The following is a 22,364-nucleotide window of genomic DNA, read 5'->3' as shown; positions in this document are numbered from 1 at the left end:
TAAGACCGGAGTTCACTGGCTCATGCGTATCGCCCAGATAGCCCCTCTTCATGAGGCTGTACCTCCGAAACTTTACGGTGGCACGGAGCGCGTCGTCTCGTATCTGACGGACGAACTCGTAGCTCTCGGCCATGACGTAACGCTTTTTGCGAGCGGCGACAGCGTGACGACAGCAACTCTGGACGCAGTCTGGCCCCGGGCCCTGCGGCTGGACCCTGCGATCCGCGATCCGATCGCGCCGCACATGCTCCTCATGGAACACGTCGCGCGGCTCGCCGACCAGTTCGATATTATGCATTTTCATATGGATTACTGGCCCTTTACCCATTTCAGCCGCCAGAAGACACCTTTTGTCACAACAATGCACGGGCGGCTCGATCTGATGGAACTGCAGCCTGTTTTCGACGCGTTTCCTCACGTGCCGATCGTGTCGATTTCAAATAATCAGCGACTGCCACTGCCCCAGGCCCATTATGTCGGAACGGTCCTGCACGGCCTTCCGGAAAATCTGCTCACGCCATTGCCCGGGCCGCGTGACTATCTTGCTTTCCTCGGCAGGATCTGCCCGGAAAAAGGCGTGGATAAGGCAATCCGGATTGCACGGGCAGTCGGTGTTCCGCTTAAGATCGCGGCAAAAATCGATAAGGTGGACGCCGAGTATTTCGAGCGTGAAATCGTGCCGATGCTGGGCGAAGGCGTGGAACTGATCGGCGAGATCAACGATCGGCAGAAACCCGCCTTCCTGTCCGGCGCGCGGGCGCTCCTGATGCCGATAGACTGGCCGGAGCCATTCGGCCTCGTCATGATCGAGGCGATGGCCTGCGGAACACCGGTCATCGCCTTCCGGCACGGCTCGGTTCCCGAAGTGCTGGAAGATGGTGTGACAGGTGCGGTCGTTTCCGACGAACAGGAGGCGATCGCAGCCTATCCCGGTGTCGAGGCTCTGGACCATGCGACGATCAGACGCGAATTCGAGCGGCGCTTCACAGCGCGCCGGATGGCCGATGATTATCTGGCAATTTATCAGACTCTGATCGATGCCCGTAAACCCTGAATGCGTCCCGCAGCCATATTCAGCGATGCGGAATGGCATCGCAGACACGATGGCGGATGACTGTCATGCCGGCAATTCTGTTGACCCCACCTCATGAAACAGGAAACGATGTTATCGGCACTTCTGCCTGACTGATTCATGAACGGACCTGTCGTTGTGAAATCCCGCCATACGTGGAGACCTCTCAGCTGGTTCTACCGGGACCGGCGCAGATCTGATTCATCCCCCGGCGAGCCCGGTCTGCTTGACCGCTTTAATGACCATCTCGCCGTACGAATGACGGTGATATTTGGCAGTATCTGGTGCGTTTACGCATTCTTCCTGTTTTCGCTGATCCCCGTCCTGGAACCGACATGGCAGGGGCCTTTGCTGTACGTAAGCAACTCGATCCAGCTTGTGGCGCTTCCGGCGCTGATGGTGGGAAACGCCATCCTGACACGCGGATCGGACCAGCGCGCCGCCGAAGATCACGCGGCGCTGGTCGAAATTCTCAGCGATGTGCGGGAAGAAGTGGCGCGGCTGCGTGCAATGACGACAGGAATCGCACAGACAGAACAGGAAAATGCCGACCGGCCAACGGATGTGGTCTCGATCGCTAACGAAGCCGTCATTTCCGTGAATGAACCTGCGGTAACCGCCGCTCCGGCTGCTTCCGTGCGCCCTGGAGATGATCGCATGGAAAAACACTGAGGGCAGACACCCCCTCACGGTCCGCCGGATTTTGACAGTCCGATGAAGTTTCCGCTTCACACGATCATCCTGATGACCCGGGAGCGGAAATTCAGTTCCGTCGGATAGTCTGCGCGCAGCGCGCGGAAGCCGTCATACACACCTGGATCTCCTGCATCCCGCGACCGGCCCGCGCAGAGGGATGTGCCCCCGACGGGCAAAGGTTGTCCTACTCCTCACCCATCAGATGCAGTACGATCTCCCTGTGATGCGATGCACGACGATGTTCAAAAAGATAGAGCCCCTGCCACACGCCAAATGTGGGTTCACCGTCAATGACCGGAATGGAAAGTCCGGACTGCGTCAGCATGGTGCGCAGATGAGCGGGCATGTCGTCCGGACCTTCGTAAGAATGGACGTAACGTCCGGCCTGTTCCGGAACGAGACTCTCGAAGAAGCGGGCAATGTCCTCCCGCACGGTGGGATCAGCGTTCTCCTGAACGGTGAGCGAGCAGGAGGTGTGCGGACACCAGACGGTGAGCAGGCCGGTAACGATGCCGGTTTCCGTGATCCAGTCCGTGACGAAGTGTGTGATGGGAATGAGGCCTTTACCACCGGTTCTGATGGTCAGGCGATGCGTGGCCTGTCTCATGCGTTTCTCCTTTCCGATGTGATATATCGCGGACAGGTCCGGGACGCAGGACCGGTGTGATGTGCCGGTTCCGGTCTGTCTGATGGGGAGATGGTCAGTTCTACGTTCCGTATTATGTCTGCACCGGTTTTTATTTCGTTCCGGCGCGGCGTTCGCTCTTTCCGGGACAGTTTTCGCGGGGCTCGCTCAGGCGGAGGATCGTTTCAGTATTGACGATCCTTTTGGCTGGAACGAACTGAAGCAGAAATGGGCGAAGGCCGGTGTCGGCGTAAGCGTGTCAGACGCCGAGGAAGTCTGGGGCATTCCACGCGGAGGCGCCAGACCGTCGGAACATTATATCGGCGCAACGACGGTGGATCTGACGCTTGATCCCGCGCGGCTGGCGGGAATGAGCACGGCGGACGGCGCCTGGGGGACATTTGAGATCAGCGCGATGGACATTCGCGGCAAACCTTTCAGTAACTATCCGCTTTACGCATTCAACCAGACCTCCACGAGCGAGGCCGATCCGAATCTGCGTCTGTATGAACTGGCTTACAACTGGCACAGCAGAGATAACCGTTTTTCGCTGCGGATCGGCAAACTCGATCTCAGCTCGGACTTCATGGTCAGCGATACAGCGCAGAATTTTCTCAATGGGTCATTCGGCTGGCCAATGTTGCCGAGCAACAATCTCTACGATCAGGGACCGGCCTCCCCGGTGGCGTCCCCGGCGGTGCGGATCAATATCGCTTTCGCAAAAAAATGGCTGCTCAGACTGGCTGTTTCGGATGACAACGCCACGGGCGCGCGGCGGTTCACTAACCCTACGGATCCGTGGAATCAGAACCAGGACCCGAGCGGCACGAAATTCTGGTTTGGCACCGGAACGTTCGTGATCGGGGAACTGGACCGGGACGTCAGTTTTTTCGGGCATGAAGGCACATGGAAGGCCGGTTTCTTTGCCGATACCGGACCGTTTCCACTTCAGGCCGATCCTTCGGTGAACCGTCGCGGCAACTGGGCCGTTTACATGACCCTCGATCATACCCTGGTGAAAAACACCGGTGAGGGCACACTGAAAGGCTTTGTGCGCTGGGATTATACCGGGCTCTCGGACAGAAACCAGATCGCGGCCTCACTGGATGCCGGGATCGTGCTTGTGGATCCGTTTCACCGCAAGGGAGACAGTCTGGGGCTGGGGTTCGGCTACGCGGCGCCTGGTCGCTATGTGACGGCACAAAGACCGGACGGCAGTTCAAAATCCCTAGTGAATGAGTATCATATTGAGCTGACCTACACATGGCAGGCACTGTCCTGGCTGTCCGTGCAGCCCGACATGCAGGGCCTGATCAATCCGAGCGGCGGCGTTTACGATACGATCTCGGGCCGGAAAGTTCAGGACGCACTGATCTTCGGACTGCATCTGGGGATGTCGCTTTAGAAATCCACGGGACTTACGGCCGTAATGCCGGATTTCTCCAGCCCTGCACCCCGTCAACGGTTGTGAAACACTCTTTGCCATTCAGCGTGAAGATGCAGGGACGCTCGATCTCCGGTATCCAGCCGGCTCCGGAGAGAAGGTGGAAGAGCTGACCTTCAATCTCGCGTGAATGAGTGCCGATGACGAGATAAGCGACAGACCGGTTCAGCGTGGCGATACAGTCTCTGACGAAATCGGCCTCTCCGCCCTGGATATCCATGTGGAGCAGATCGAGAGACATACCTTCGGGAATGAGATCAGAGAGCGGCAGCATCGGCACTTCGACGTGCGAGCCGCTGACTGCGGCTTCCCGGCGCTGCTGCTCTGAGGCCCCAAAGACAGGTTCGAGCCCCCAGGACGCACCTTCAACAGTCTGCGTCGGGAAGAGAGCGGCGCCTTTGCGACTGGCGGCGACGCCATGGATAATGGTGACTTCATCAGGCTGAAAACCATTTGTCGCGCAGGCCTCTCTGGCGAAGTCCACGTAGACAGGTTCGCCCTCGATCCCGATCAGTCTGACCTTCTTCCCCGCGCGCCGCGCGGCGGCCCCGGTATTGTTAAGCCAGCAGCCCCAGCCGCAACCAAGCTCCATGACAGTAAATACCGGACCGGACAGATCGACGGCTCGCAGGGCAGCTCCCCATTCGACAATGTCGGTATGCCAGTTTGCGGGCAGGGGAAGACCGGCATCCACCTGACCTTCCCGGCAGTCGAGGATGCCGGGAAAGAAGCGTATGTGCGTATAAACACCGAGATAATTGCCGAGATGCCCGGCCTTCGGCGGTACATCCGCCGCCTGATATTTTTTCATGAGAGCAATGGCGTCAAAGGCGCTGTTGTAGAACCAGAACGGAGTTCTTGCTTCCGTTCCGGCGCATCTGACCCGTTCGAGATCCAGCCGGGCCTGGATAGCATCACGCTCCCTGACAAGCGTATCTCTCTGCGTATGCAGACGACGAAGCGGAGGAATACGCAAAGCCAGTGCCATGGCGACATGACGCATTGTTCCACCGATTTCCCGAAAAAACTCACCGGTCGCATCGCCGGGTAGTATCGTTCGCGGCATAACGCTTCCCCGGTCCCGGACTCTGTTTCCAGATGGTAACGCATTGTCTCGAAACCGCAAAACCTCGCCGCCTCTGCAGAGCCGGATGGCCTGACCCCGATCCGGTGAGGCTGACAGTCGGGAAAGAACGAGCCGGCAACGCAAAGCGGCTGGTCCCGGCAATGTTTCACGTAGTCGTGACGCATTGCCGGCGAACAGAAACGAACGCCGTTCCTGTTATCGGCGTCTTAAACACTCCCTGTGACTATTCCCTGAGAACAACTGACGGGACGGGCGAGGAAGCGTGAAACTTGTGGTCATCAACCGGGACTGTGACACAGAGCGGCTGAAAGAGTTCCGGAACGCCAATGCACATATCGATGATATTCGTCGTTTCAGCGCTGTGGAAGGCACCACTCTTGACCGGGAAGAACTGATCGCGGGCGGGATCATGAAGCCCGACCTGTCCTACTCGAAAGGCGCGCTCGGTTCGGCGATGTCTCATATCCTGCTCTGGAATGCTGTCCTGGAAAATGACGAGCCAGCCTGCATCTTTGAGGACGACGCCATGCTTTGCCGGAATTTCATTTCCCAGTCGGAGAAAATCCTGTCAGAGCTGCCGGAGGACTGGGACATCATCCTCTGGGGAAGTAATGCCGATATCAGCCTGACATTTGAACTGCTGCCGGACGTCACTTACTGCGTCGCCAGATTCAACGAAACACTTGTTCGCCTCGGCGCTGAAAAATTCAGAAAGCTTGACGTCCGGTCTTTACCATTCCGGCTCTATCATACGCTCGGCATCTGCGGTTACGCCATATCACCGAAGGGAGCCCGTCGTATGCTCGATGTCTGCCTGCCTCTGCATAATAAGAAGAGATACCACTTCCGCACTCACGATACGCTCTTCAACACCTCTCTCGATCATGTCATGAGCGAGCATTACGAGAGTCTGGCATCATTCGTGAGCTTTCCCGCGCTCTGCATCACAAAGAACGAGCACGCAAAATCAACAATTATCAGTTCCTGACCTGACGAGCCGTCATGTCATAACATTACTGCTACGCGACATATTTTTTCTTATCCGCATTTTCCCGGACAGGGGGAACACTGCCGGGCGAAACCGTGCGCAGAAAGCGTTCCGCGAGCGCTCCGTAGAGTGGCTGTTTACAGATCATGCGGGAAACACCGAATGCCAGGAACGAACTCGCCAGAAGAGCAAGAGTAACCTGCTGATTGTCGCACATTTCCATGACGATGACAGTCGCCGTCAGCGGAGCCTGCACCACGGCAGAAAAATAGGCCACAGTCCCAAGAAGAACGACCGCGCCTGGCGAAGCCTGCGGCAGAAACTGAGCTACCCAGCCTCCCATACCCGCTCCCACTGAAAGAGAAGGCGCGAACAGGCCGCCCGGTATGCCGGAACAGTAAGAAACAATGGTTGCGATGTATTTCAGTATAAAATAGGACGCCGGATAATGCTCCTCGCCCTGAATAATCGCTCTGGCCTGAGCATACCCGGTGCCATAAGTCATCCCGCCGGAAGCGAGGCCGATTATCGCAAGTACAAGACCACAAAGAGCAGCAAAAGCGACAGGACGCTGCGCGATGAACCGCCCGGCCGTACCGGGAAGGCCGCGAGAAGCCCGGATCAGAATAGCGGAGAACGAGCCGCCGGTAATACCGCCCAGCAACCCGCAGGCAAGCACGGCCACCCAGCTTGCGCCAACCGGTACAATCGAGTCCGTGTGACCGAAATAGGAGTAATTGCCGACAAGAGCGATGGCTGTCACACCAGCCAGAACGACACCGGCAAGAACGACGCCGCTGGTGCGTTGCTCAAAGGAATGAGCCAGTTCCTCAATTCCGAACACAATGCCGGCAAGAGGAGTATTAAAGGCAGCGGCAACACCGGCCGCGCCACCGGTCAGCACAAGGGCGCGATGGGAAACCGCGTCACCAAGCCAGGTAAAACGACCGACGGCGTTCATAATAGCGGCGCCCACCTGAACCGTCGGCCCTTCGCGGCCGATAGAAGCTCCTGAAAAAAGCCCCAGACAGGTGAGCATGATTTTCGCAGCAGCGATGCGGATGGAGAGAACGCGGTTGACGACCGTGATATCGGACAGATGCATGCAGGCAATAGCCTGCGGAATACCGCTGCCCTGCGCCCCCCGGAAAAAGGTCCGCGTCAGCCAGATTGAAAGAGCAAGACCGCCCGGTGTGACAATCAGCATGAGCCACGGGCTCCATGTCAGAACCACATGGCGAAGTTTCGCGGCATCGTCAGCGAGTTCGGCAAAAGTAACGGCGACGATCCCAACCATGATCGAACCGCCCCAGTAAATCAGCTTCCGGCGCCATTCCGCTGTCGTGATGCGGGCAGTTTCACGAAAATGTCTGATACGGCCTGAAGCAGGAGACATGCGGTTTCTGTCAACTCGTTTCCGGGGGCATGACGCGGAGCCTTCATCGACAGAATTACGGCGAAGACTGTAATCCGGGCTTACGCCCGGTCGTGTAACTTTCCAAGCCTAAACATGTGACCCCGATTTAAATCTGTCTTTTCTGTAACGCGTGTGCGCCGCCCTGGTTCACCGATCGTCCGGTTATGTCATTCCGCAGGAGCAAAGACTTCCGGATCAGGCCTTCTGGTCATCGGATGTCAGGATGATGCCGGTATTCTTGGCCTTGTACTCGGGCTCGACATGAATATTGATCAGCGCCCGTCCGATAACCTGGCGGAGTCCGACCTCGATACGATCACAGATTTCATGAACCACGGCGACAGTCATGCTTCCGGGCACAACAAGATGAAATTCAATGAAAGTGACCGCACCGACTTCGCGGATACGAATGTCATGGGCCTCAAGTGCGCCGACCGCGTTCCGGGCGATGACCTCGCGCATTTTCTGAAGTGTTTCCGGATCCGGCGCTTCATCCATCAGACCGGCGACAGACTGGCGAAGCATCTCCCAGCCAACGCGAAGCACATTGACAGCGACAAGCGCCGCAAGAGTGGGATCCAGCCAGTGCCAGCCCGTAAAGGGAATCAGAGCCAGTCCCGCGATGAGAGCAAATCCGGTCCAGACATCGGATAAGACATGCTGGCCACCAGCGACAAGAGCGGGGGAACGCCTCGCGCGACCGATACGCAGAAGCGTGTATCCCCAGACAAGGTTCAGAATCGTGGCGGTCCCGTTCAGAACAATCCCGGACCAGGGCGCATCGACATGAACCGGATGAAGAAAACCGCCGACCGACGCCCTGCCGATCGCGAAAGCCGTCACCAGAACCATGGCGCTTTCGATAATCGCCGACAGATATTCTGCTTTATAATGCCCGTAGGTATGATTATCGTCCGCCGGACGTTCGGCCAGTCTGATCGCCAGAAGCCCGGCAACAGCCGCCACAACGTTGATGACCGTCTCAAGCGCATCCGATTTCAGCGCAACGCTGCCGGTGCAGGCCCATGCAGCATATTTCAGACCCAGAGCAATAACGGCGACCCCGAGACTGAGCCAGGCAACGGCGGTTTTGCCAATACCGTCCTCCCGGGCTGCCGGATGGCCGGAGAGTTCGGGCGGCGCGACGGTATCAGGCAACAGGCATCACTCCGAGACTGCAACCGGTATCGCAGCGGCTCAGTTCAATCTGGAGCGTGGGATGGATGATTCCAAAGCGCGAGCGGAGTGTTTCACCGGCTGCTTCCAGAATCCGGTCATTGTCCGAACCGTCCGTGCCTGAACGCACAAGATGAACAGTCAGCGCCGTTTCGGTCGTGCTCATCGCCCAGACATGCAGGTCATGGAGACCAGTGACGCCGGGAAGACTCCGGAGATAGGCTTCCACGCCAGCGACATCGATTCCTTTCGGAACCCCGTCAAGCGCCATATCCAGCGAATCACGAAGCAGCGACCAGGTCGCCGCGACGATCAGGACGGAAATTGCGAGGCTGATGGCAGGATCAAGCCAGAGAAAGCCCGTGAGCATCACCAGCGCGCCGGTAATGACGACAGCAAGAGAGGCGACGGCATCTGTTGCCATATGCAGAAAGGCGCCACGAAGATTAAGATCGTTCTTCTGCCCGCGCATGAAGAGCAGCGCCGTGCCGCCATTTACGAGAATGCCCAGAGCGGCGACGATCATAACGACCCTACCGGTGATAGGCGCCGGATGCATCAGACGCAGAATGGCTTCCCATGCAATCCCGCCGGTAATGACAAGCAGAATCACCGCGTTGCTGAGCGCCGCCAGGATGGAAGAGCGCCGCAGACCATAGGTAAAGCGCGTGGACGGTGCTCGTCGGGAAAGACTGTGCGCGAGCCATGCAGCGCCAAGAGCGAGAACATCCGAAAGATTGTGTCCGGCATCGGCCAGCAAGGCGAGTGAGTGCGCGAGAATACCCCAGACAGTCTCGGCAATAAGATAGAGCGTATTCAGCCCGATGCCGATGGCAAAAGCTGTTCCGAATGAATCCGGCGCATGATGGTGATGACCGAACAGGCCATGCTCATGATCATGGTGATCATGAGCATGGTCATGTCCCGGATTGTCCCCGTGCCCATGTTCATGCCCGTGACCAGGAGCGTGGTCATGCTCTTCGTGATCATGACCACAGGCGGAAACATGTACGTGGCGCGGGTCGTTTTCAGTCCGTGGGGCGTTCATGGCACGATACTCCTCAGGACAGATGATGACGCGATAGCTGCCCGGTTCTGTTCAGGCAGAAAGATCAGACCATTTTCGCGTCAAGAACAGATTTAACGATCCGGATGGCTTCCGCCAGTACCTGCCCAGCGTTCAGATTGTCCGTTTCAATCCTGACAGCATCGTCAGCCATGCGGAGCGGCGCCGCCGCGCGCGTCGCATCGGCCCTGTCCCGTTCGATAAGTGCTGCTTCCACTTCGCTGATTGCAGCATCGCGGTTCGTCTCAGTCTCCGTTCCGGCCATCTGCATATAGCGACGTTCGGCGCGCGTGCGGGCAGAGGCCGTAATATACAGTTTCACATCGGCGTCCGGAAAGATCACGGTCCCGATGTCACGACCGTCAAGCACGCCGCCACGCTCCGCCGCGAAGGCCCGCTGTATATGGACAAGTGCCTGCCGCACAGCCTGATCCCGTGCGACAAGACTCGCTGCCCGGTCCACATCGGGAGTCCGGAGATCAGTACGCTTCAGGTCGTCAGGCCGAAGCGAAAGCGCCAGCTGTTCACCGGACTGCGAAGCAGGGTCGAGCCGCTCATCAAGCATCCGGCGACCAACGGCACGGTAAAGAAGACCTGTATCGAGATAAGGCAGATTCAGAGATTCGGCGAGGCATCTGGCGAGAGTCCCTTTGCCGGCAGCTGCAGGTCCGTCCACGGCAATAACCGGCGGCGACTTCGTCATGGCAAATTCCTCTTCCCGGTTTGTGCGCGGCGTCTCCGGGCGAACGCGTCGCCATAGCGACGGACATGCATGTCCCGGGCAGGGCGATACCCTGAGCGGAAATTCACCGTCAACCTGCGAGAATGAGTTCGCGGCGTGTCACCTGTCTGTGTCACTCTCCGGACACGGTTCAGGAACGGCTTCCCGGTCCAGCAGCGCCCGTTTGCGGGCAAGACCCCAGCGGTAGCCCGCAAGATCACCGCTCCGGCGGACGACACGATGACACGGCACGATCACGGCAAGCGGATTGGCCGCGCAGGCGCTCCCGACCGCGCGACTGGCACCCGGCGAGCCGAGACGTGCGGCAAGTTCAGCATAAGTCGTCGTCGCTCCCGAAGGAATATCCCGAAGCGCGGCCCATACATGCTGACGGAATATCGTGCCACGCAGATCAAGCGGGAGATCCGGCATGGTTCCGTTCTCGATGCAGGCGATAACCTGCGCCGCAATACGGTCGTAAACGGGATCAGATCCGGTCAGGAGCGCGTTCGGAAAACGGCGCCGCAGATCGGCAGAGAGGGACTGCGGATCATCCCCGAGAAGCACCGAACAAAGGCCGCGCTCCGTACTCGCGATCAGGATCGCCCCCAGCGAGCATGTTCCGAGAGAAAAACGGATAGTCTCGCCTTTTCCACCAGCGCGCCACGATGTGGGTGTCATGCCGAACATCGAGCCGGCCCGCTCGTAGAAACGTCCGCCGGAGCTGAAGCCGCTGTCATAAACCGCCTCAGTAACCGTTTCGGCTGTGCTGAGCGCGGCGCGTGCCCTGTCCGCCCGGACAGCCTGAGCATACGCGGCAGGAGTCAGTTCGGTCGCGGCACGGAAGAGTCGGTGAAAGTGACCGGGACTAAGCCCTGCCTGCCGCGCCAGATCCGGAAGCGAAGGGAATATTTCCGCACGATCCATGCTCCGGCAGGCCTGTTCGATCAGTGCTGCATGATGGAAGCTGGTCTCGTCCGGGTGACAGCGCTGACAGGGCCGAAATCCCGCCGCATGCGCTTCAGCCGGACTGGCATGAAAACGAATATTGCCCGGATTTGCGTGCCGTGAAGGGCAGGAAGGACGACAATAAACACCCGTCGTTGCAACAGAATACCAGAAAACCCCGTCAGCCGTCGGATCACGATCGCGGATTCGTGCCAGGCGAGGATCTTCCGGAATCGGCGGGCAGGGCAGGGGCCAGGCATTCTTCTGTCTGTTCATCATGTTTCCGAACCTGCCACGCGGCTGGGCGACAGGCACTCCGGATTTTGCGATTGAATCCGGACTGCAGGGAAGCGGACTCTTTCCGTTGCCAGCATGAACTGCGATCCCGGAACGGGATGCAGCCTGCAGTCCCGGAATGTCAGGAACGTGATTGCGTCATCAGTGGCCTCGCCCGCGTTCGCATGCGACGAAGCACGGTCGATCTGGAGATACGGCATGACCACTGAGAGTTTTTCGCCATCGGCTTTTCCCGGCGCCCGCGTTCCGGACACAAGACAGGATCTCGCAACAGCACGGCATGTCGTCGCGGCATCGTTTCTGGGCTGGATGCTGGACGCATGCGATTTTTTCATCGTTCTGTTCACCCTGGACAATGTCGCCGAAAGCTTCGCCGTCCCGCTCCCGACCGTGCTGCTCGCACCGACGCTGACTCTCCTCACACGCCCGATCGGAGCGTTTCTGTGCGGCCGGGCAGCGGATAAATACGGCCGTAAACCGGTCCTGATCGGGACAATCCTGATCTACTCGCTGATCGAAGTGGCCTCGGCCTTCGCGCCGACAATCGGAGTGTTTCTTGTCCTGCGCACGCTGTTCGGCGTCGCCCTCGGAGGTGAATGGGGCGTCGGAACATCCCTTATCATGGAGAGTGTGCCGCCATCATGGAAGGGAATGTCCTCGGGCATTCTGCAGGCAGGCTATCCGGCAGGCTATCTGCTCGCCTCACTGATGTTTCTCCTGCTACCGGTTCTCGGATGGCGCGGCCTGTTCATCCTTGGCGGAAGCGCGGTCGTATCCGCGATCTATATCTGGTGGCGTGTCCCGGAGAGCCCCGACTGGCTGGCACGCCAGAAGGATGGTGACAGGGAAGCCGCTCCGGGTCTGTGGAGCGTGATCCGCGGCAACACAGCCCTGTGCATCTTCGCAGTCACACTCATGGCCTCATTCAACTTTATGAGCCATGGCTCGCAGGATCTGTACCCGAAGCTGTTCCTCGCCCTTGAGAGAAAAATCGCGCCGGAGCACGTCACCCTGATCGTGGTGCTCTATAATATCGGGGCGATAACGGGCGGGGTCTTCTTCGGCTATCTGTCCCAGAAGATCGGAAGGCAATATGCAATTGCACTTGCGGCCTTCCTGGTCCTCCCGCTGCTACCCCTCTGGACGCTCCCGCATTCGCTGATCTGGCTGACGATCGGCGCCATCTGCATGCAGTTCTGCATTCAGGGAGCATGGGGCGTGGTACCGGCCTATCTCAGTGAACTGTCTCCCGCATCCGTGCGCGCCACTTTTCCCGGCGTGGCCTATCAGTTCGGCAATCTGATTGCGGCGAGCAACGCATTGCTGCAGCATGGTATTGCCTCCGTCCTTGGCGTCGGCCTCGCGCTGCCGCTTATGCTGGTGGTCGGCGCAGCAGCATTATCGGTCCTTACGCTGACGATTCTGAACGCCCGGCTACACCCGATGGAGCGGGCATGATTTTTTCGGAGTGAACAGTCCGTGTCGAGAGTCCTGATCGTCGCAGGCCTGCTGATTCTGGCTGCCGGACTGCTCTGGCCCTGGCTGATGCGCCTGCATTTCGGACGCCTGCCCGGAGACATCGTCATCCAGAGACCCGGTTTTACATTCTACATGCCTCTCATGACCGGGCTTCTGCTCAGCGTCGTTCTGTCGCTGATTCTGTGGCTGCTGCGCCGGTAAAGGTCTTCACTGCCTTTTCCGAAGAGCGGTCATTCGTAGTCCCCGCGCCTCAGACCACCAGCAGAGCGTCGTTCTTCTCCGGAACCGGCATCTCACAGGCCGGACCACACAGAAGACGTCGCAAAGCGGCCGGATAGAGCAGATGCTCCTGAGCCAGAACGCGGGCGGCCAGACTGTCGGGCGTGTCGGTGTCCGGAAAAACAGGAACGGCGGCCTGCGCGATGATCGGTCCTTCATCCATGCCGGCGGTGACGCGATGCACCGTACACCCATGAACGCGCACACCGGCTTCAAGCGCCCGTTCATGCGTATGCGTGCCCGGAAAAAGCGGCAGAAGACTGGGATGAATATTGATCATCTGCCCCGCCCAGCTATCGGTAAAATACGGCGTGAGAAGCCGCATATAGCCAGCGAGACAGACAAATTCGACACCCGCCTCTGTCAGAGCAGCATTAACCGCGCGCTCATGGCTTTCACGATCTTTGCCGTAAGGCCGATGCGGAACCGCCCGGACCTCAAGACCCGCTTCCCGTGCGTAAATAAGTCCGGCCGCATCCTCTCTGTTGCTCAGAACCAGCGATACCGAAGCCGGAAAATCGGACGCAGCACATGCAGCTATCAGCGAACGCATATTGCTGCCCCGACCGCTGATCAGGATAGCGATACGGATTTTTTTTGCAGCAGGTGAAGATGAAGGGGATGTCACAGCAAACGATTTCCTGAACAATCAGAACTGATAAATAGCTTTAAAAACATGGTATTAAACAATTTTTCTAAGAAATCAGGCGAATGCCTGAAATTCATAAAAACTATTTAATATCAAGCAATTAAATTCATTTCCCGACATACAGGATGAATTTCACACTGAGCGCGGGAATCAGCCCTCCGCGAAATCCGGCATCACAGCCATATCGAGCGTCGGAGCGGCGTCCGCTTCGGTGCCTTCTTCAACATGCCCAAGACGTATCGGTGCTTCACCGAAGTCTCTGAGGCGGGCAAGGGCAGCATCAGGCTCGGGCGTGATGAGCACCATCCCGATCCCGCTGTTGAACACCCGGAGCATCTCATCCGGAGCGACACCACCGGTCTTCGCCAGCCAGCGGAAGACAGGGAGCGGTGTCCATGTCTGGTCGATGACCGCCTTGGTCCCCTTCGGCAGAACGCGCGGCAGATTGCCAGGCAGCCCGCCACCCGTGATGTGAGCAGCACCCGACAGCAGCCCTTCGCGATGTAACGCCAGCACCTGTTTTACATAGAGGCGGGTCGGCGTCATCAGCGCCTCGGCGAGCGTCTGGCCTTCCGAAAAAGGAGCGTCATCCCGCAGAGCGAGGCCCGCCGCTTCCAGAATACGACGAACGAGAGAAAACCCATTGGAATGAACGCCGCTGGAAGGCAGACCAATCAGAGCATCACCAGGCCTGATCGTTCCAGGCAGAAGCGCGTTACGTTCCGCGGCGCCGACGGAAAAACCCGCCAGATCGTAGTGACCCGGAGCATACATGCCGGGCATTTCCGCCGTTTCACCTCCGACCAGAGCGCAACCCGACAGTCGGCAGCCCTCCGCTATGCCGCGAACGACACGCGCCGCATCCTCGACCGCCAACTTTCCCGTTGCGAAATAATCCAGGAAAAACAGCGGCTCCGCCCCCTGGACAACGAGGTCATTGACGCACATCGCCACAAGATCGATGCCGACCGTGTCATGCAGACCGCAGTCGATGGCCAGATTGAGCTTTGTGCCCACGCCATCCGTGCAGGAAACGAGGACAGGATCGGCGAAGCCGGCCGCTTTGAGATCGAACAGGGCGCCAAATCCGCCAAGCCCACCCATGACGCCTGAACGGATCGTCGCTTTCGCCGCCGGTTTGATAGCCTCGACAAGGGCATCTCCGGCTTCGATATCCACACCGGCTTCACGATAGGTGAGACCCTGAGACCGGGAATCTGGTGTGGTGTTGCTCATCGGTATGCTCGTCTCATCTGTGGACGGTCGACGGAAGGTCGAATATCCGTGCCGTTTGAGGTAACAGGGTTCAGGGTTTCCTTTAGGGCAGGCGGGGCGGCGCGCATAGCGGTGACTGAACAGGTTTGCGATCCGGAACGTTATGAGACAGCGTGCCTTCCAGGCGACGCAGGTATTGTCACACCCGCGCGTTGCCAGAAATTTCCCGCGCAAACCGCGTTCGCATTCACACACAGGCCGCGTTTCGATGAGACCGGCTTTGTCGCGGCGAAATCGAACGCCGCAGCCCGTGCATGGCTGTTTTCAGACGATGCCGTGCACGGCTGGTCGGAAGGACGGCTCCTGCTGTGGGGCGGTCCGGGACGTGGAAAAACTCATCTGCTCCGGGCATGGGCTGAGCGGCACAGCGCCCCCGTTGTCGAATGCAAGGCCGGACTGCCTGACGCCGCAGCACTGACAGACCCAGAGCCGGCCGGACTGGCGCTCGATTCCCTGCCCACTGAAAGAATCGACGAACTGGCGCTCCTGCGGATCGTAAACATGGCGCGGGAACGCAGAATTCCCTTGCTGCTCGCCGCCCGTCTGCCGCCGGCGCGCTGGCGCGTGTCCCTGCCGGACCTGTGCAGCCGGCTGCGGGCCACCATGACAGTGGAACTGAAACCGGCGGAGGACACGCTGCTGCTCCGCCTGATGCTGCGCCTGCTGGCCGAGCGGCAACTCGTCGTATCGCGCGCTGTCACAGAATGGCTGCTGCAGCGTCTTCCGCGTGAGCCAAGGGCCATACAGGAGGCCGTGGCGCGGATCGATGCAAAAATGCTGACATCCGGCACGCCGCTGGATCGCGTCGCGGCAGCCTGTATCCTTGCCGACATGTCCATGGCGTCCGTCACGGAACACGGCTGATCGTCAGGATGCCGACAGGCCCGGCAGAGTTTTCCACGAATTGTCATATGACAGTGGCCGTCATGCTGCCTACGATGAAACATGCTAACCCCATCACGGGGAAATGGTTACAGAGCTGGAGAGACAATTGGCGGGGAGTGACGGCACCAGAGCGCGGGGAACAGGGCGCAGAGTAAAAGGCACGACAGGCGAGGCGAAACGCACACCGTCACGATCGTCAGGAAATACTGCCGGGGCGCCATCCCGTCGAAAAACCGCCAAAACGACATCCGCTCTTGCTGCTGTGCGGGCCAGAGATGTAGCGGACCATCCGATCGATGCGACCTCATCGGACCGTTTCATTAATCGTGAACTGTCCTGGCTGGCGTTTAACCAGCGTGTCGTCGAGGAAGCAGACAATGTCCGCAATCCGCTCCTGGAAAGGCTGCGTTTCCTCTCGATCAGCGCCAGCAATCTCGATGAATTCTACTCCGTGCGCGTGGCAGGCCTTGTCGGCCAGGTCCGTGAGGGTCTGGTGTCACTGTCTCCGGACGGGCTGACACCCGCTCTGCAGCTTGCCGCCGTTCGTGAGCGCTCCGCACAGCTTCTGCGTGAACAGCAGAGAATCTGGACTCATCTGCGCGAGCTTCTGGCAGATGCCGGCGTAGTGCTCTGCGGTCTCGACCAGCTCGATGACGCGGATCGCACCTGGCTGACCGAATATTTCATGGAGCGCGTGTTTCCGGTTCTGACACCGCTGGCAGTCGATCCCGCCCACCCGCTGCCTTTCATCCCGAATATGGGCCTCGCCCTGGCGCTGCGCCTGATCTCGGCCGAGACAGACAAATTCGTCATGAACGGGCTGATCCTGCTGCCCGCGCAGGTCGAACGGTTTATCCGCCTGCCATCTCCGCCCGGAAAGCCGCCGGTCGTCAGGTTCATTCTTCTCGAAAATCTGATCACGCTCTGCATCGACCGGCTTTATCCCGGTCTCGTCATCGGTGAAGGCGGCATGCTGCGTGTCATCCGCGATACCGATGTCGAATTCGAGGACGAGGCTGAAGACCTGGTCCGGTCCTACGAAACAGCGCTTAAACAGCGTCGCCGTGGTGTCGTGATCCATGTGGACATGGAAGCACGTGTCCCGCCTGAACTTGCCGCCGCCATCGTCGATGAACTCGATCTTCCGCCCGAGGAGGTCGCCGTTCATTCCGGCATGATCGGCGTCGTCGATCTTCGGCAGATGATCGTCGACGACCGGCCCGATCTGCTGTTTCCGCCCTATACGCCGCGTTTCCCGGAGCGGATTGTCGATTTCGGTGGTGACTGTTTCGCGGCGATCCGCGCAAAGGATCTGATCGTTCACCACCCGTTCGAGAGTTTCGATGTGGTGGTGCAGTTCCTGCGCCAGGCGGCCCTGGACCCGAACGTCATTGCGATCAAGCAGACTCTCTACCGGACGTCCCGCGACAGCCCGATCGTGAAAGCACTCATCGAGGCAGCGGAATCCGGGAAATCCGTGACGGCGATGGTCGAGCTTCGGGCCCGGTTCGATGAAGAAGCCAACATCCGGCTGTCCCGTGCGCTGGAAGCAGCCGGCGTCCAGGTGGTGTTCGGATTCGCCGATCTGAAAACCCACGCAAAGCTGAGCCTCGTGGTCCGGCGCGAAGGAAATACAGTCCGCTCATACGCGCATTTCGGAACCGGGAACTACCACCCGATCACGGCAAAAATTTATACGGATCTGTCGTTCTTCACCTGCAATCCGGAACTCGTCCGGGATTCAGCCCGCCTGTTCAACTACGTGACCGGCTATGCGATGCCATCCAAAATGGAAGCCATCGCCTTCTCGCCACTGACCTGCCGGAAGACGCTTGAGGCCCTGATCGAAGCCGAGATCGCTCATGTCCGCGCCGGACGTCCAGGGCAGATCTGGCTGAAAATGAATGCACTCGTCGATCCCGAACTGATCGACAAACTGTACGAAGCCTCTCGCGCCGGCGTAAAGATCATGGCCGTGGTGCGCGGTATGTGCTGCCTGAGACCCGGCGTTCCGGGCCTGTCCGAAAATATCCGTATCAAATCGATCGTCGGACGATTCCTTGAACACGCCCGTATCTACGCTTTCGGGGATGGCCATCGCCTGCCGTCGCGCTCCGCGAAAGTTTTCATTTCATCCGCGGACTGGATGACGCGAAACATGGACTGGCGTGTGGAAAGCCTTGTCCCTATCACCAACCCGACCGTTCATGCCCAGGTCCTGGACCAGATCATGGTCACCGACCTGAAAGATAATCTGAACTCCTGGATTCTCGAACGTACAGGCCGCTATCGCCGCCTTGATCCCGGCGCAAAACCGTTTTCCGCACATGAGTGGTTCATGACCCACCCATCGCTCTCCGGACGCGGATCAGCGGCAGGAGATGTCGGAATTCGCGCCGCCCTGCCGCCTCATCCAAGGGACCGGCTGGCCGACGACTGAGCACGGTCCGGCCAACCTCCCTTCCTGCCGAGGCGCCGGCACCCAGGTTTTACGATCTGCGCTGAATGCTCCATACAGGTTTCCGGATCAACACTCCGGAGGAACCCTTATGGGCACAGAGATTCACACGTTCGGCGACGCATCGCTGAGGGCTGCGGTGTCCATAAAAGGCGCCGAACTGGTTTCACTGACACAGAGCGACGGCACGGAACTGCTCTGGAACGCAGGCCCGGAATGGCGCCGCCATTCACCGGTGTTATTTCCAATCGTCGGGCGTCTGCCCGAGGATACAGCGACGATCAACGGCAAATCATATCATATGACCCAGCACGGTTTCGCCAGGGATCGCGTCTTCCGTCTGTCAGAGACGACGGAGAACGGGTGTGTGCTGGAACTGCATGAAGATGAGCAGAGTCTCGCCATGTTCCCGTTCCGCTTTCGTCTGTGGATCGCCTATACAATCAGCGATGGTGAACTGACCGTCCGCTACACAGTGCGCAATCCCGACGAGAACAGGAGCTTGCACGCGTCCCTTGGCGCCCATCCGGCTTTCCGCTGGCCTCTGCACCCGGGCGACGTGAGAGACGAATATCGCCTGGTCTTTGAAGAAGCCGAACCGGAACCGATCCGGAGAGTCTCTGGCGGTCTGCTGGCGGCGGCGGCTTATCCCACGCCCGTCATCGGACGGGAGCTGCCTCTCGACGATTCCCTCTTCATCGATGACGCCGTGATTTTCGACCGGATCAGAAGCCGGTCAGTCGTTTTCGGACAGCCAGGGCGCTGCGGACTTCGTCTGTCCTGGCAGGCATTTCCCGAACTGGGCGTGTGGACAAAGCCAGGCGCGCCTTTTCTCTGCATCGAGCCATGGCATGGCATGGCGACGCCGCAGGGCTTCAGCGGTGAATTCCGCGACAAGCCGGGCCTGTTCCACCTCCAGCCAGAGGAGGAATGGGAAGCATGCTGGTCCGTGAAAGTCGCTGAATTTTGACGAGAGCAGCCAGGAAAAAACCGGATGCGGTGAAATCACGGCAAAAACGCCGGCGCCGTATCCTTTCAGCCGTCATCGGGGGCGGCCTGCTTGCTGCCGGAGCCGTCCCGGGTATCGGTTACTGGCGATATTCCGCCCCCGGCCCACTGCCCGAAACAAAAGCGCTGGTCATCCCGCCAGGCGGTTATGCCAGCACTATCGCTGCACTTCAGGAGGGCGGGGCGCTGCGGAATGACATGCCGGATGTCTGGATATTTCGCGCGGCCATCGCCCTGACACGACGCGAAGGACAACTGCACGCGGCGGAATTACAGTTTCCCGCGTATGGATCGATGCGCGATCTTCTGAACGTATTGCGGCACGGACAGCCTGTCAGACATCCGATTACAATCCCCGAAGGCCTCGCGGCAAAACAGATCCTCACGGTGCTGAACGAAGCGCCTCTTCTGAGCGGCAAAATCGACACGCTTCCGGAAGGCGACGTCCTGCCACAGACCTATTATTATCTGCGCAATACAGGACGCGGCGCACTCGTCGCACGAATGAAGCTGGCGATGCAGCGTGCGGTCTCTCATGTCTGGGAAAATCGCGATCCTTCGGCAGGACTGCAGGACCCGGAACAGATGGTTATCCTGGCGTCCATCGTCGAAAAAGAGACAGGCCTCCCGGCGGAAAGGCCCCATGTGGCCCGGGTCTTTCTCAACAGACTGCGCCTCGGGATGAAACTCCAGGCGGACCCGACGACGATTTACGCACTGACCGACGGTGCCGGACGGCTCGGACGCGCGCTCACTCATGCTGACATGGGCATTCAGAGCCCCTACAATACATATGTAACCGCCGGTCTGCCCCCCACACCGATCTGTTCACCGGGCCTTGCCTCACTCGAAGCAGTGGCTCACCCGGCGCCAGGCGACGACCTTTACTTCGTCGCGGCAGGTGACGGGACACACAGGTTCACGCCATCCCTCAACGAGCATAATCGGAATGTCTCCGCGTTACGCACCGTGCGGGGCTCCGGCGCGGACATGGCACCATCCGTTACGCATCCATAATCGCCGCCCCATAACTGCTGGCCCGGATATCAGTATTGTTTGCCTGAAGTCACCGGAGGCAGTGACTGAGACTGGATAGCGCCCCCGGCCCCGGAAGAAGCTGGCGGCGTATAGGCCGGCGTAAGAGATGTCGGACCGTCCGCCGGCGCTGTCGTCGTTCCGGCAGTGGCGGCTCCGGTCGTCGCGGCTGCTGATGTCGCTGCTGTGCTGTAGCGGGTCAGAATTTCACGCAACGGATCAGCGCTCGTGTTGTTGACCCGCATTGAAATGACGATCTCGGTCGGACCGACGATCTGATTGTAGTAAGCACGGTTCGCATCGCTGTCGACCGTCAGCTTCGATCCGCCAAGAGAGATGCCGGCAAAAAGACCGGAGGATTTCTGAATCGCCATGATGTCCGTATTGGTGCGTCCGGCCGTCCCACTTTCAATTCCGCCACCCATCGTCGCAAAGGACGCGTTGGCATTGGCACCGAACTGAAACTGACTATCCAGAAGAGCCTGCAGACCGCGATCGGTCATCACGAAGAACAGGATTTCAGACGACTGAACACCGAGCTGAAAGCCCAGAGAAGCGGAACCAAGTCTGTAAAAAGCCGGGTCCGACCATGATCCCCGCGCATCCCGCGACAGCAGCACACACCCGCCGCCAGAGCCTCCGATTCCAATCGACATCCGGAAAACGGACGGACAGACCATGACCGCCCGGGCCTTTCCAAGATAACGATAAACGCGATCAGTGGTCTGGGCACCACTGAACACGTCCTGCACGGCAAGCGTGGCCTTATCCACAAGAGCCTGCTGAGTTTCCGTGGCAGCGCGCCCCTTCGCCGGAAGACCGAACAAACTCAGGGCAGCCGCCATACAGGCAGTTGCCGGGTAAAGGGAAAGCCGGGGAAAACGGCGAGCCCGCATACGTAAGGTCTCCTGTCAGAAAGGCGAGATGAATCCGAATCGCCCGAATTTATGGCCGCAGCATGGCCGAGGTTCGTTCACGCTGCAATTTCGGACCAGCCGGGGTAAATCCGGGGCAGGGGGGCGTCACTTCAGGGGAAGAGGCACGCCGTTGACCGTCAGAATACCGCCTTCCCATGTGGTGTCCCAGGCATTTCCATCAGTAATCTTATGACTGACCATGCGGGCCAGGATCAGAGCCGCCGCCAGTTTCATCTGATTATCCTGGCGGGCACGATCAATCAGGGCGCTGATATCACGGACTTCAAGATGACCGCCCGCCGACGTGCTTCCGGTCTCACCCGTCAGCGTCGCACGACCATTTCCGGAAAGTACGATCGTATCCCGCTGCGCGGTGAGAGAATGGATGGTCGCATGCACAGCCGGAAGACTGGCCGATTTTCCCGCCGTGGCAGCCATGAGCGACGCGAGTTCATCGGATGGCAGGCTGAAACTGGCGCTGGCGGTCGATGGCATCAGAGACTGAGCAGTCATCCCGCTGACCGAAACACCATCGAAGGACAGAGCGGCATTCGCATCGGCACCACTGTTTTTCAGCGCGAGATGCGCCGTGCCGACGCTGACATGGAGCTTTCCATGCCGGATATCCGCTCCGCTCCAGCTCATGTCGAGATTGTGGCTGCCGGCGAGCGCTTTCTCGGCAGCTCTTCCCTCCGCCTCAAGCCAGCCCGAACAGGCGGCATTATGGTGCCCCGTAAACGCAGCCAGCAGCAGAACAGAGGCCGCATCGGCGAGTTCCTGACCGCTCTCCGCACCGGCTCCGGAGAATGTCTGGCGTGTCGCCATAAGCACGTCTCCGCCGG

21 protein-coding genes are annotated in these 22,364 nt (G+C 59.2%); 10 read left to right on the top strand and 11 right to left on the bottom strand.

Translation table 11 applies throughout. The features are described 5' to 3' along the window. Nucleotides 1–22 precede the first annotated feature (22 nt). Both GOB93_RS03570 and GOB93_RS03565 read left to right on the top strand, forming a co-directional pair. Nucleotides 23–1,054, top strand: coding sequence for a glycosyltransferase family 4 protein (locus tag GOB93_RS03570; RefSeq protein WP_173582153.1), 1,032 nt, complete (start codon nucleotides 23–25; stop codon nucleotides 1,052–1,054). 276 nt (nucleotides 1,055–1,330) lie between these two features. Next, nucleotides 1,331–1,744 (top strand): hypothetical protein, encoded by a 414-nt coding sequence (locus GOB93_RS03565; protein WP_242010526.1) that lies wholly within the window; start codon nucleotides 1,331–1,333, stop codon nucleotides 1,742–1,744. 208 nt (nucleotides 1,745–1,952) lie between these two features. Here GOB93_RS03565 and GOB93_RS03560 read toward each other — a convergent pair whose 3' ends face one another. Beyond that, nucleotides 1,953–2,375: a secondary thiamine-phosphate synthase enzyme YjbQ gene (locus tag GOB93_RS03560; protein WP_173582152.1), complete on the bottom strand. Its 423-nt coding sequence runs from the start codon at nucleotides 2,373–2,375 to the stop codon at nucleotides 1,953–1,955. Between the two features lie 61 nt (nucleotides 2,376–2,436). Here GOB93_RS03560 and GOB93_RS03555 point away from each other — a divergent pair, with 61 nt between their 5' ends. After that, nucleotides 2,437–3,798: a carbohydrate porin gene (locus tag GOB93_RS03555; protein WP_338422284.1), complete on the top strand. Its 1,362-nt coding sequence runs from the start codon at nucleotides 2,437–2,439 to the stop codon at nucleotides 3,796–3,798. 13 nt (nucleotides 3,799–3,811) lie between these two features. On the opposite strand, the gene GOB93_RS03550 is transcribed toward GOB93_RS03555, so the two are convergent. After that, nucleotides 3,812–4,903, bottom strand: a complete 1,092-nt coding sequence (locus GOB93_RS03550; protein WP_198912663.1) for an FkbM family methyltransferase — start codon at nucleotides 4,901–4,903, stop codon at nucleotides 3,812–3,814. Between the two features lie 283 nt (nucleotides 4,904–5,186). Here GOB93_RS03550 and GOB93_RS03545 point away from each other — a divergent pair, with 283 nt between their 5' ends. Then, the gene (locus GOB93_RS03545; RefSeq protein ID WP_173582151.1) at nucleotides 5,187–5,912 is read left to right on the top strand and encodes a glycosyltransferase family 25 protein; all 726 of its coding nucleotides are present in this window, start codon (nucleotides 5,187–5,189) and stop codon (nucleotides 5,910–5,912) included. A gap of 31 nt (nucleotides 5,913–5,943) precedes the next feature. Here the strand turns inward: GOB93_RS03545 and GOB93_RS03540 are convergent, their stop codons facing one another. From GOB93_RS03540 to ada, 5 genes are all read right to left on the bottom strand, one after another. Further along, nucleotides 5,944–7,308, bottom strand: coding sequence for a chloride channel protein (locus GOB93_RS03540; RefSeq protein WP_173582150.1), 1,365 nt, complete (start codon nucleotides 7,306–7,308; stop codon nucleotides 5,944–5,946). A 216-nt stretch (nucleotides 7,309–7,524) separates the two neighbouring features. Continuing rightward, a complete protein-coding gene (locus GOB93_RS03535; protein WP_173582232.1) occupies nucleotides 7,525–8,427 on the bottom strand; it encodes a cation diffusion facilitator family transporter in 903 nt (300 codons plus the stop codon). Nucleotides 8,428–8,479: 52 nt separating this feature from the next. Beyond that, a complete protein-coding gene (locus GOB93_RS03530) occupies nucleotides 8,480–9,553 on the bottom strand; it encodes a cation diffusion facilitator family transporter (RefSeq protein WP_173582149.1) in 1,074 nt (357 codons plus the stop codon). A gap of 64 nt (nucleotides 9,554–9,617) precedes the next feature. After that, the gene (gene cmk, locus GOB93_RS03525; protein WP_173582148.1) at nucleotides 9,618–10,274 is read right to left on the bottom strand and encodes a (d)CMP kinase; all 657 of its coding nucleotides are present in this window, start codon (nucleotides 10,272–10,274) and stop codon (nucleotides 9,618–9,620) included. Between the two features lie 138 nt (nucleotides 10,275–10,412). Further along, complete coding sequence (gene ada, locus GOB93_RS03520; RefSeq protein ID WP_198912662.1) at nucleotides 10,413–11,519, bottom strand: bifunctional DNA-binding transcriptional regulator/O6-methylguanine-DNA methyltransferase Ada; 1,107 nt, start codon at nucleotides 11,517–11,519, stop codon at nucleotides 10,413–10,415. A gap of 216 nt (nucleotides 11,520–11,735) precedes the next feature. Here ada and GOB93_RS03515 point away from each other — a divergent pair, with 216 nt between their 5' ends. Together GOB93_RS03515 and GOB93_RS03510 are read left to right on the top strand one after the other, a co-directional pair. Further along, the gene (locus GOB93_RS03515) at nucleotides 11,736–12,995 is read left to right on the top strand and encodes an MFS transporter (RefSeq protein ID WP_173582147.1); all 1,260 of its coding nucleotides are present in this window, start codon (nucleotides 11,736–11,738) and stop codon (nucleotides 12,993–12,995) included. 21 nt (nucleotides 12,996–13,016) lie between these two features. Then, on the top strand, nucleotides 13,017–13,217 hold the full coding sequence (locus tag GOB93_RS03510; protein ID WP_173582146.1) for a DUF2905 family protein: 201 nt from the start codon (nucleotides 13,017–13,019) through the stop codon (nucleotides 13,215–13,217). Nucleotides 13,218–13,266: 49 nt separating this feature from the next. Here the strand turns inward: GOB93_RS03510 and purN are convergent, their stop codons facing one another. Next, nucleotides 13,267–13,923, bottom strand: coding sequence for a phosphoribosylglycinamide formyltransferase (gene purN, locus GOB93_RS03505; protein ID WP_173582145.1), 657 nt, complete (start codon nucleotides 13,921–13,923; stop codon nucleotides 13,267–13,269). Nucleotides 13,924–14,094: 171 nt separating this feature from the next. Then, nucleotides 14,095–15,180: a phosphoribosylformylglycinamidine cyclo-ligase gene (gene purM, locus GOB93_RS03500; RefSeq protein WP_173582144.1), complete on the bottom strand. Its 1,086-nt coding sequence runs from the start codon at nucleotides 15,178–15,180 to the stop codon at nucleotides 14,095–14,097. A gap of 111 nt (nucleotides 15,181–15,291) precedes the next feature. On the opposite strand from purM, the gene GOB93_RS03495 reads away from it, so the two are divergent. The 4 genes from GOB93_RS03495 to mltG all read left to right on the top strand — a co-directional run bounded on the left by GOB93_RS03495 (nucleotide 15,292) and on the right by mltG (nucleotide 20,587). Then, nucleotides 15,292–16,083 carry a chromosomal replication initiator DnaA gene (locus tag GOB93_RS03495; RefSeq protein ID WP_173582143.1) on the top strand — a complete coding sequence of 264 codons (792 nt, stop codon included), beginning with the start codon at nucleotides 15,292–15,294 and terminating at the stop codon, nucleotides 16,081–16,083. Between the two features lie 283 nt (nucleotides 16,084–16,366). Next, a complete protein-coding gene (locus GOB93_RS03490; protein ID WP_173582230.1) occupies nucleotides 16,367–18,544 on the top strand; it encodes an RNA degradosome polyphosphate kinase in 2,178 nt (725 codons plus the stop codon). Between the two features lie 109 nt (nucleotides 18,545–18,653). Continuing rightward, nucleotides 18,654–19,532 (top strand): aldose 1-epimerase family protein, encoded by an 879-nt coding sequence (locus GOB93_RS03485; protein ID WP_173582142.1) that lies wholly within the window; start codon nucleotides 18,654–18,656, stop codon nucleotides 19,530–19,532. Nucleotides 19,533–19,561: 29 nt separating this feature from the next. Beyond that, a complete protein-coding gene (gene mltG, locus GOB93_RS03480) occupies nucleotides 19,562–20,587 on the top strand; it encodes an endolytic transglycosylase MltG (RefSeq protein ID WP_173582141.1) in 1,026 nt (341 codons plus the stop codon). Nucleotides 20,588–20,616: 29 nt separating this feature from the next. Here mltG and GOB93_RS03475 read toward each other — a convergent pair whose 3' ends face one another. Both GOB93_RS03475 and GOB93_RS03470 read right to left on the bottom strand, forming a co-directional pair. Continuing rightward, nucleotides 20,617–21,501, bottom strand: coding sequence for a lipid-binding SYLF domain-containing protein (locus tag GOB93_RS03475; RefSeq protein ID WP_173582140.1), 885 nt, complete (start codon nucleotides 21,499–21,501; stop codon nucleotides 20,617–20,619). 126 nt (nucleotides 21,502–21,627) lie between these two features. Continuing rightward, nucleotides 21,628–22,347, bottom strand: coding sequence for a hypothetical protein (locus GOB93_RS03470; RefSeq protein ID WP_242010506.1), 720 nt, complete (start codon nucleotides 22,345–22,347; stop codon nucleotides 21,628–21,630). Nucleotides 22,348–22,364 lie beyond the last annotated feature (17 nt).

This window comes from Acetobacter musti (genome assembly GCF_011516835.1).
Classification (GTDB): domain Bacteria; phylum Pseudomonadota; class Alphaproteobacteria; order Acetobacterales; family Acetobacteraceae; genus Acetobacter; species Acetobacter musti.
This window is presented reverse-complemented; position numbering and strand designations above follow the sequence as displayed.

What these genes read in the sequence shown, in the direction of transcription:
- GOB93_RS03570 (WP_173582153.1), top strand. Translation starts at nt 23, where the DNA reads ATGCGTATCGCCCAGATAGCCCCTCTTCATGAGGCTGTACCTCCGAAA.
- GOB93_RS03565 (WP_242010526.1), top strand. Translation starts at nt 1,331, where the DNA reads ATGACGGTGATATTTGGCAGTATCTGGTGCGTTTACGCATTCTTCCTG.
- GOB93_RS03560 (WP_173582152.1), bottom strand. Translation starts at nt 2,375, where the DNA reads ATGAGACAGGCCACGCATCGCCTGACCATCAGAACCGGTGGTAAAGGC.
- GOB93_RS03550 (WP_198912663.1), bottom strand. Translation starts at nt 4,903, where the DNA reads ATGCCGCGAACGATACTACCCGGCGATGCGACCGGTGAGTTTTTTCGG.
- GOB93_RS03540 (WP_173582150.1), bottom strand. Translation starts at nt 7,308, where the DNA reads ATGTCTCCTGCTTCAGGCCGTATCAGACATTTTCGTGAAACTGCCCGC.
- GOB93_RS03530 (WP_173582149.1), bottom strand. Translation starts at nt 9,553, where the DNA reads ATGAACGCCCCACGGACTGAAAACGACCCGCGCCACGTACATGTTTCC.
- cmk (WP_173582148.1), bottom strand. Translation starts at nt 10,274, where the DNA reads ATGACGAAGTCGCCGCCGGTTATTGCCGTGGACGGACCTGCAGCTGCC.
- ada (WP_198912662.1), bottom strand. Translation starts at nt 11,519, where the DNA reads ATGATGAACAGACAGAAGAATGCCTGGCCCCTGCCCTGCCCGCCGATT.
- GOB93_RS03515 (WP_173582147.1), top strand. Translation starts at nt 11,736, where the DNA reads ATGACCACTGAGAGTTTTTCGCCATCGGCTTTTCCCGGCGCCCGCGTT.
- purM (WP_173582144.1), bottom strand. Translation starts at nt 15,180, where the DNA reads ATGAGCAACACCACACCAGATTCCCGGTCTCAGGGTCTCACCTATCGT.
- GOB93_RS03485 (WP_173582142.1), top strand. Translation starts at nt 18,654, where the DNA reads ATGGGCACAGAGATTCACACGTTCGGCGACGCATCGCTGAGGGCTGCG.
- GOB93_RS03475 (WP_173582140.1), bottom strand. Translation starts at nt 21,501, where the DNA reads ATGCGGGCTCGCCGTTTTCCCCGGCTTTCCCTTTACCCGGCAACTGCC.
- GOB93_RS03470 (WP_242010506.1), bottom strand. Translation starts at nt 22,347, where the DNA reads ATGGCGACACGCCAGACATTCTCCGGAGCCGGTGCGGAGAGCGGTCAG.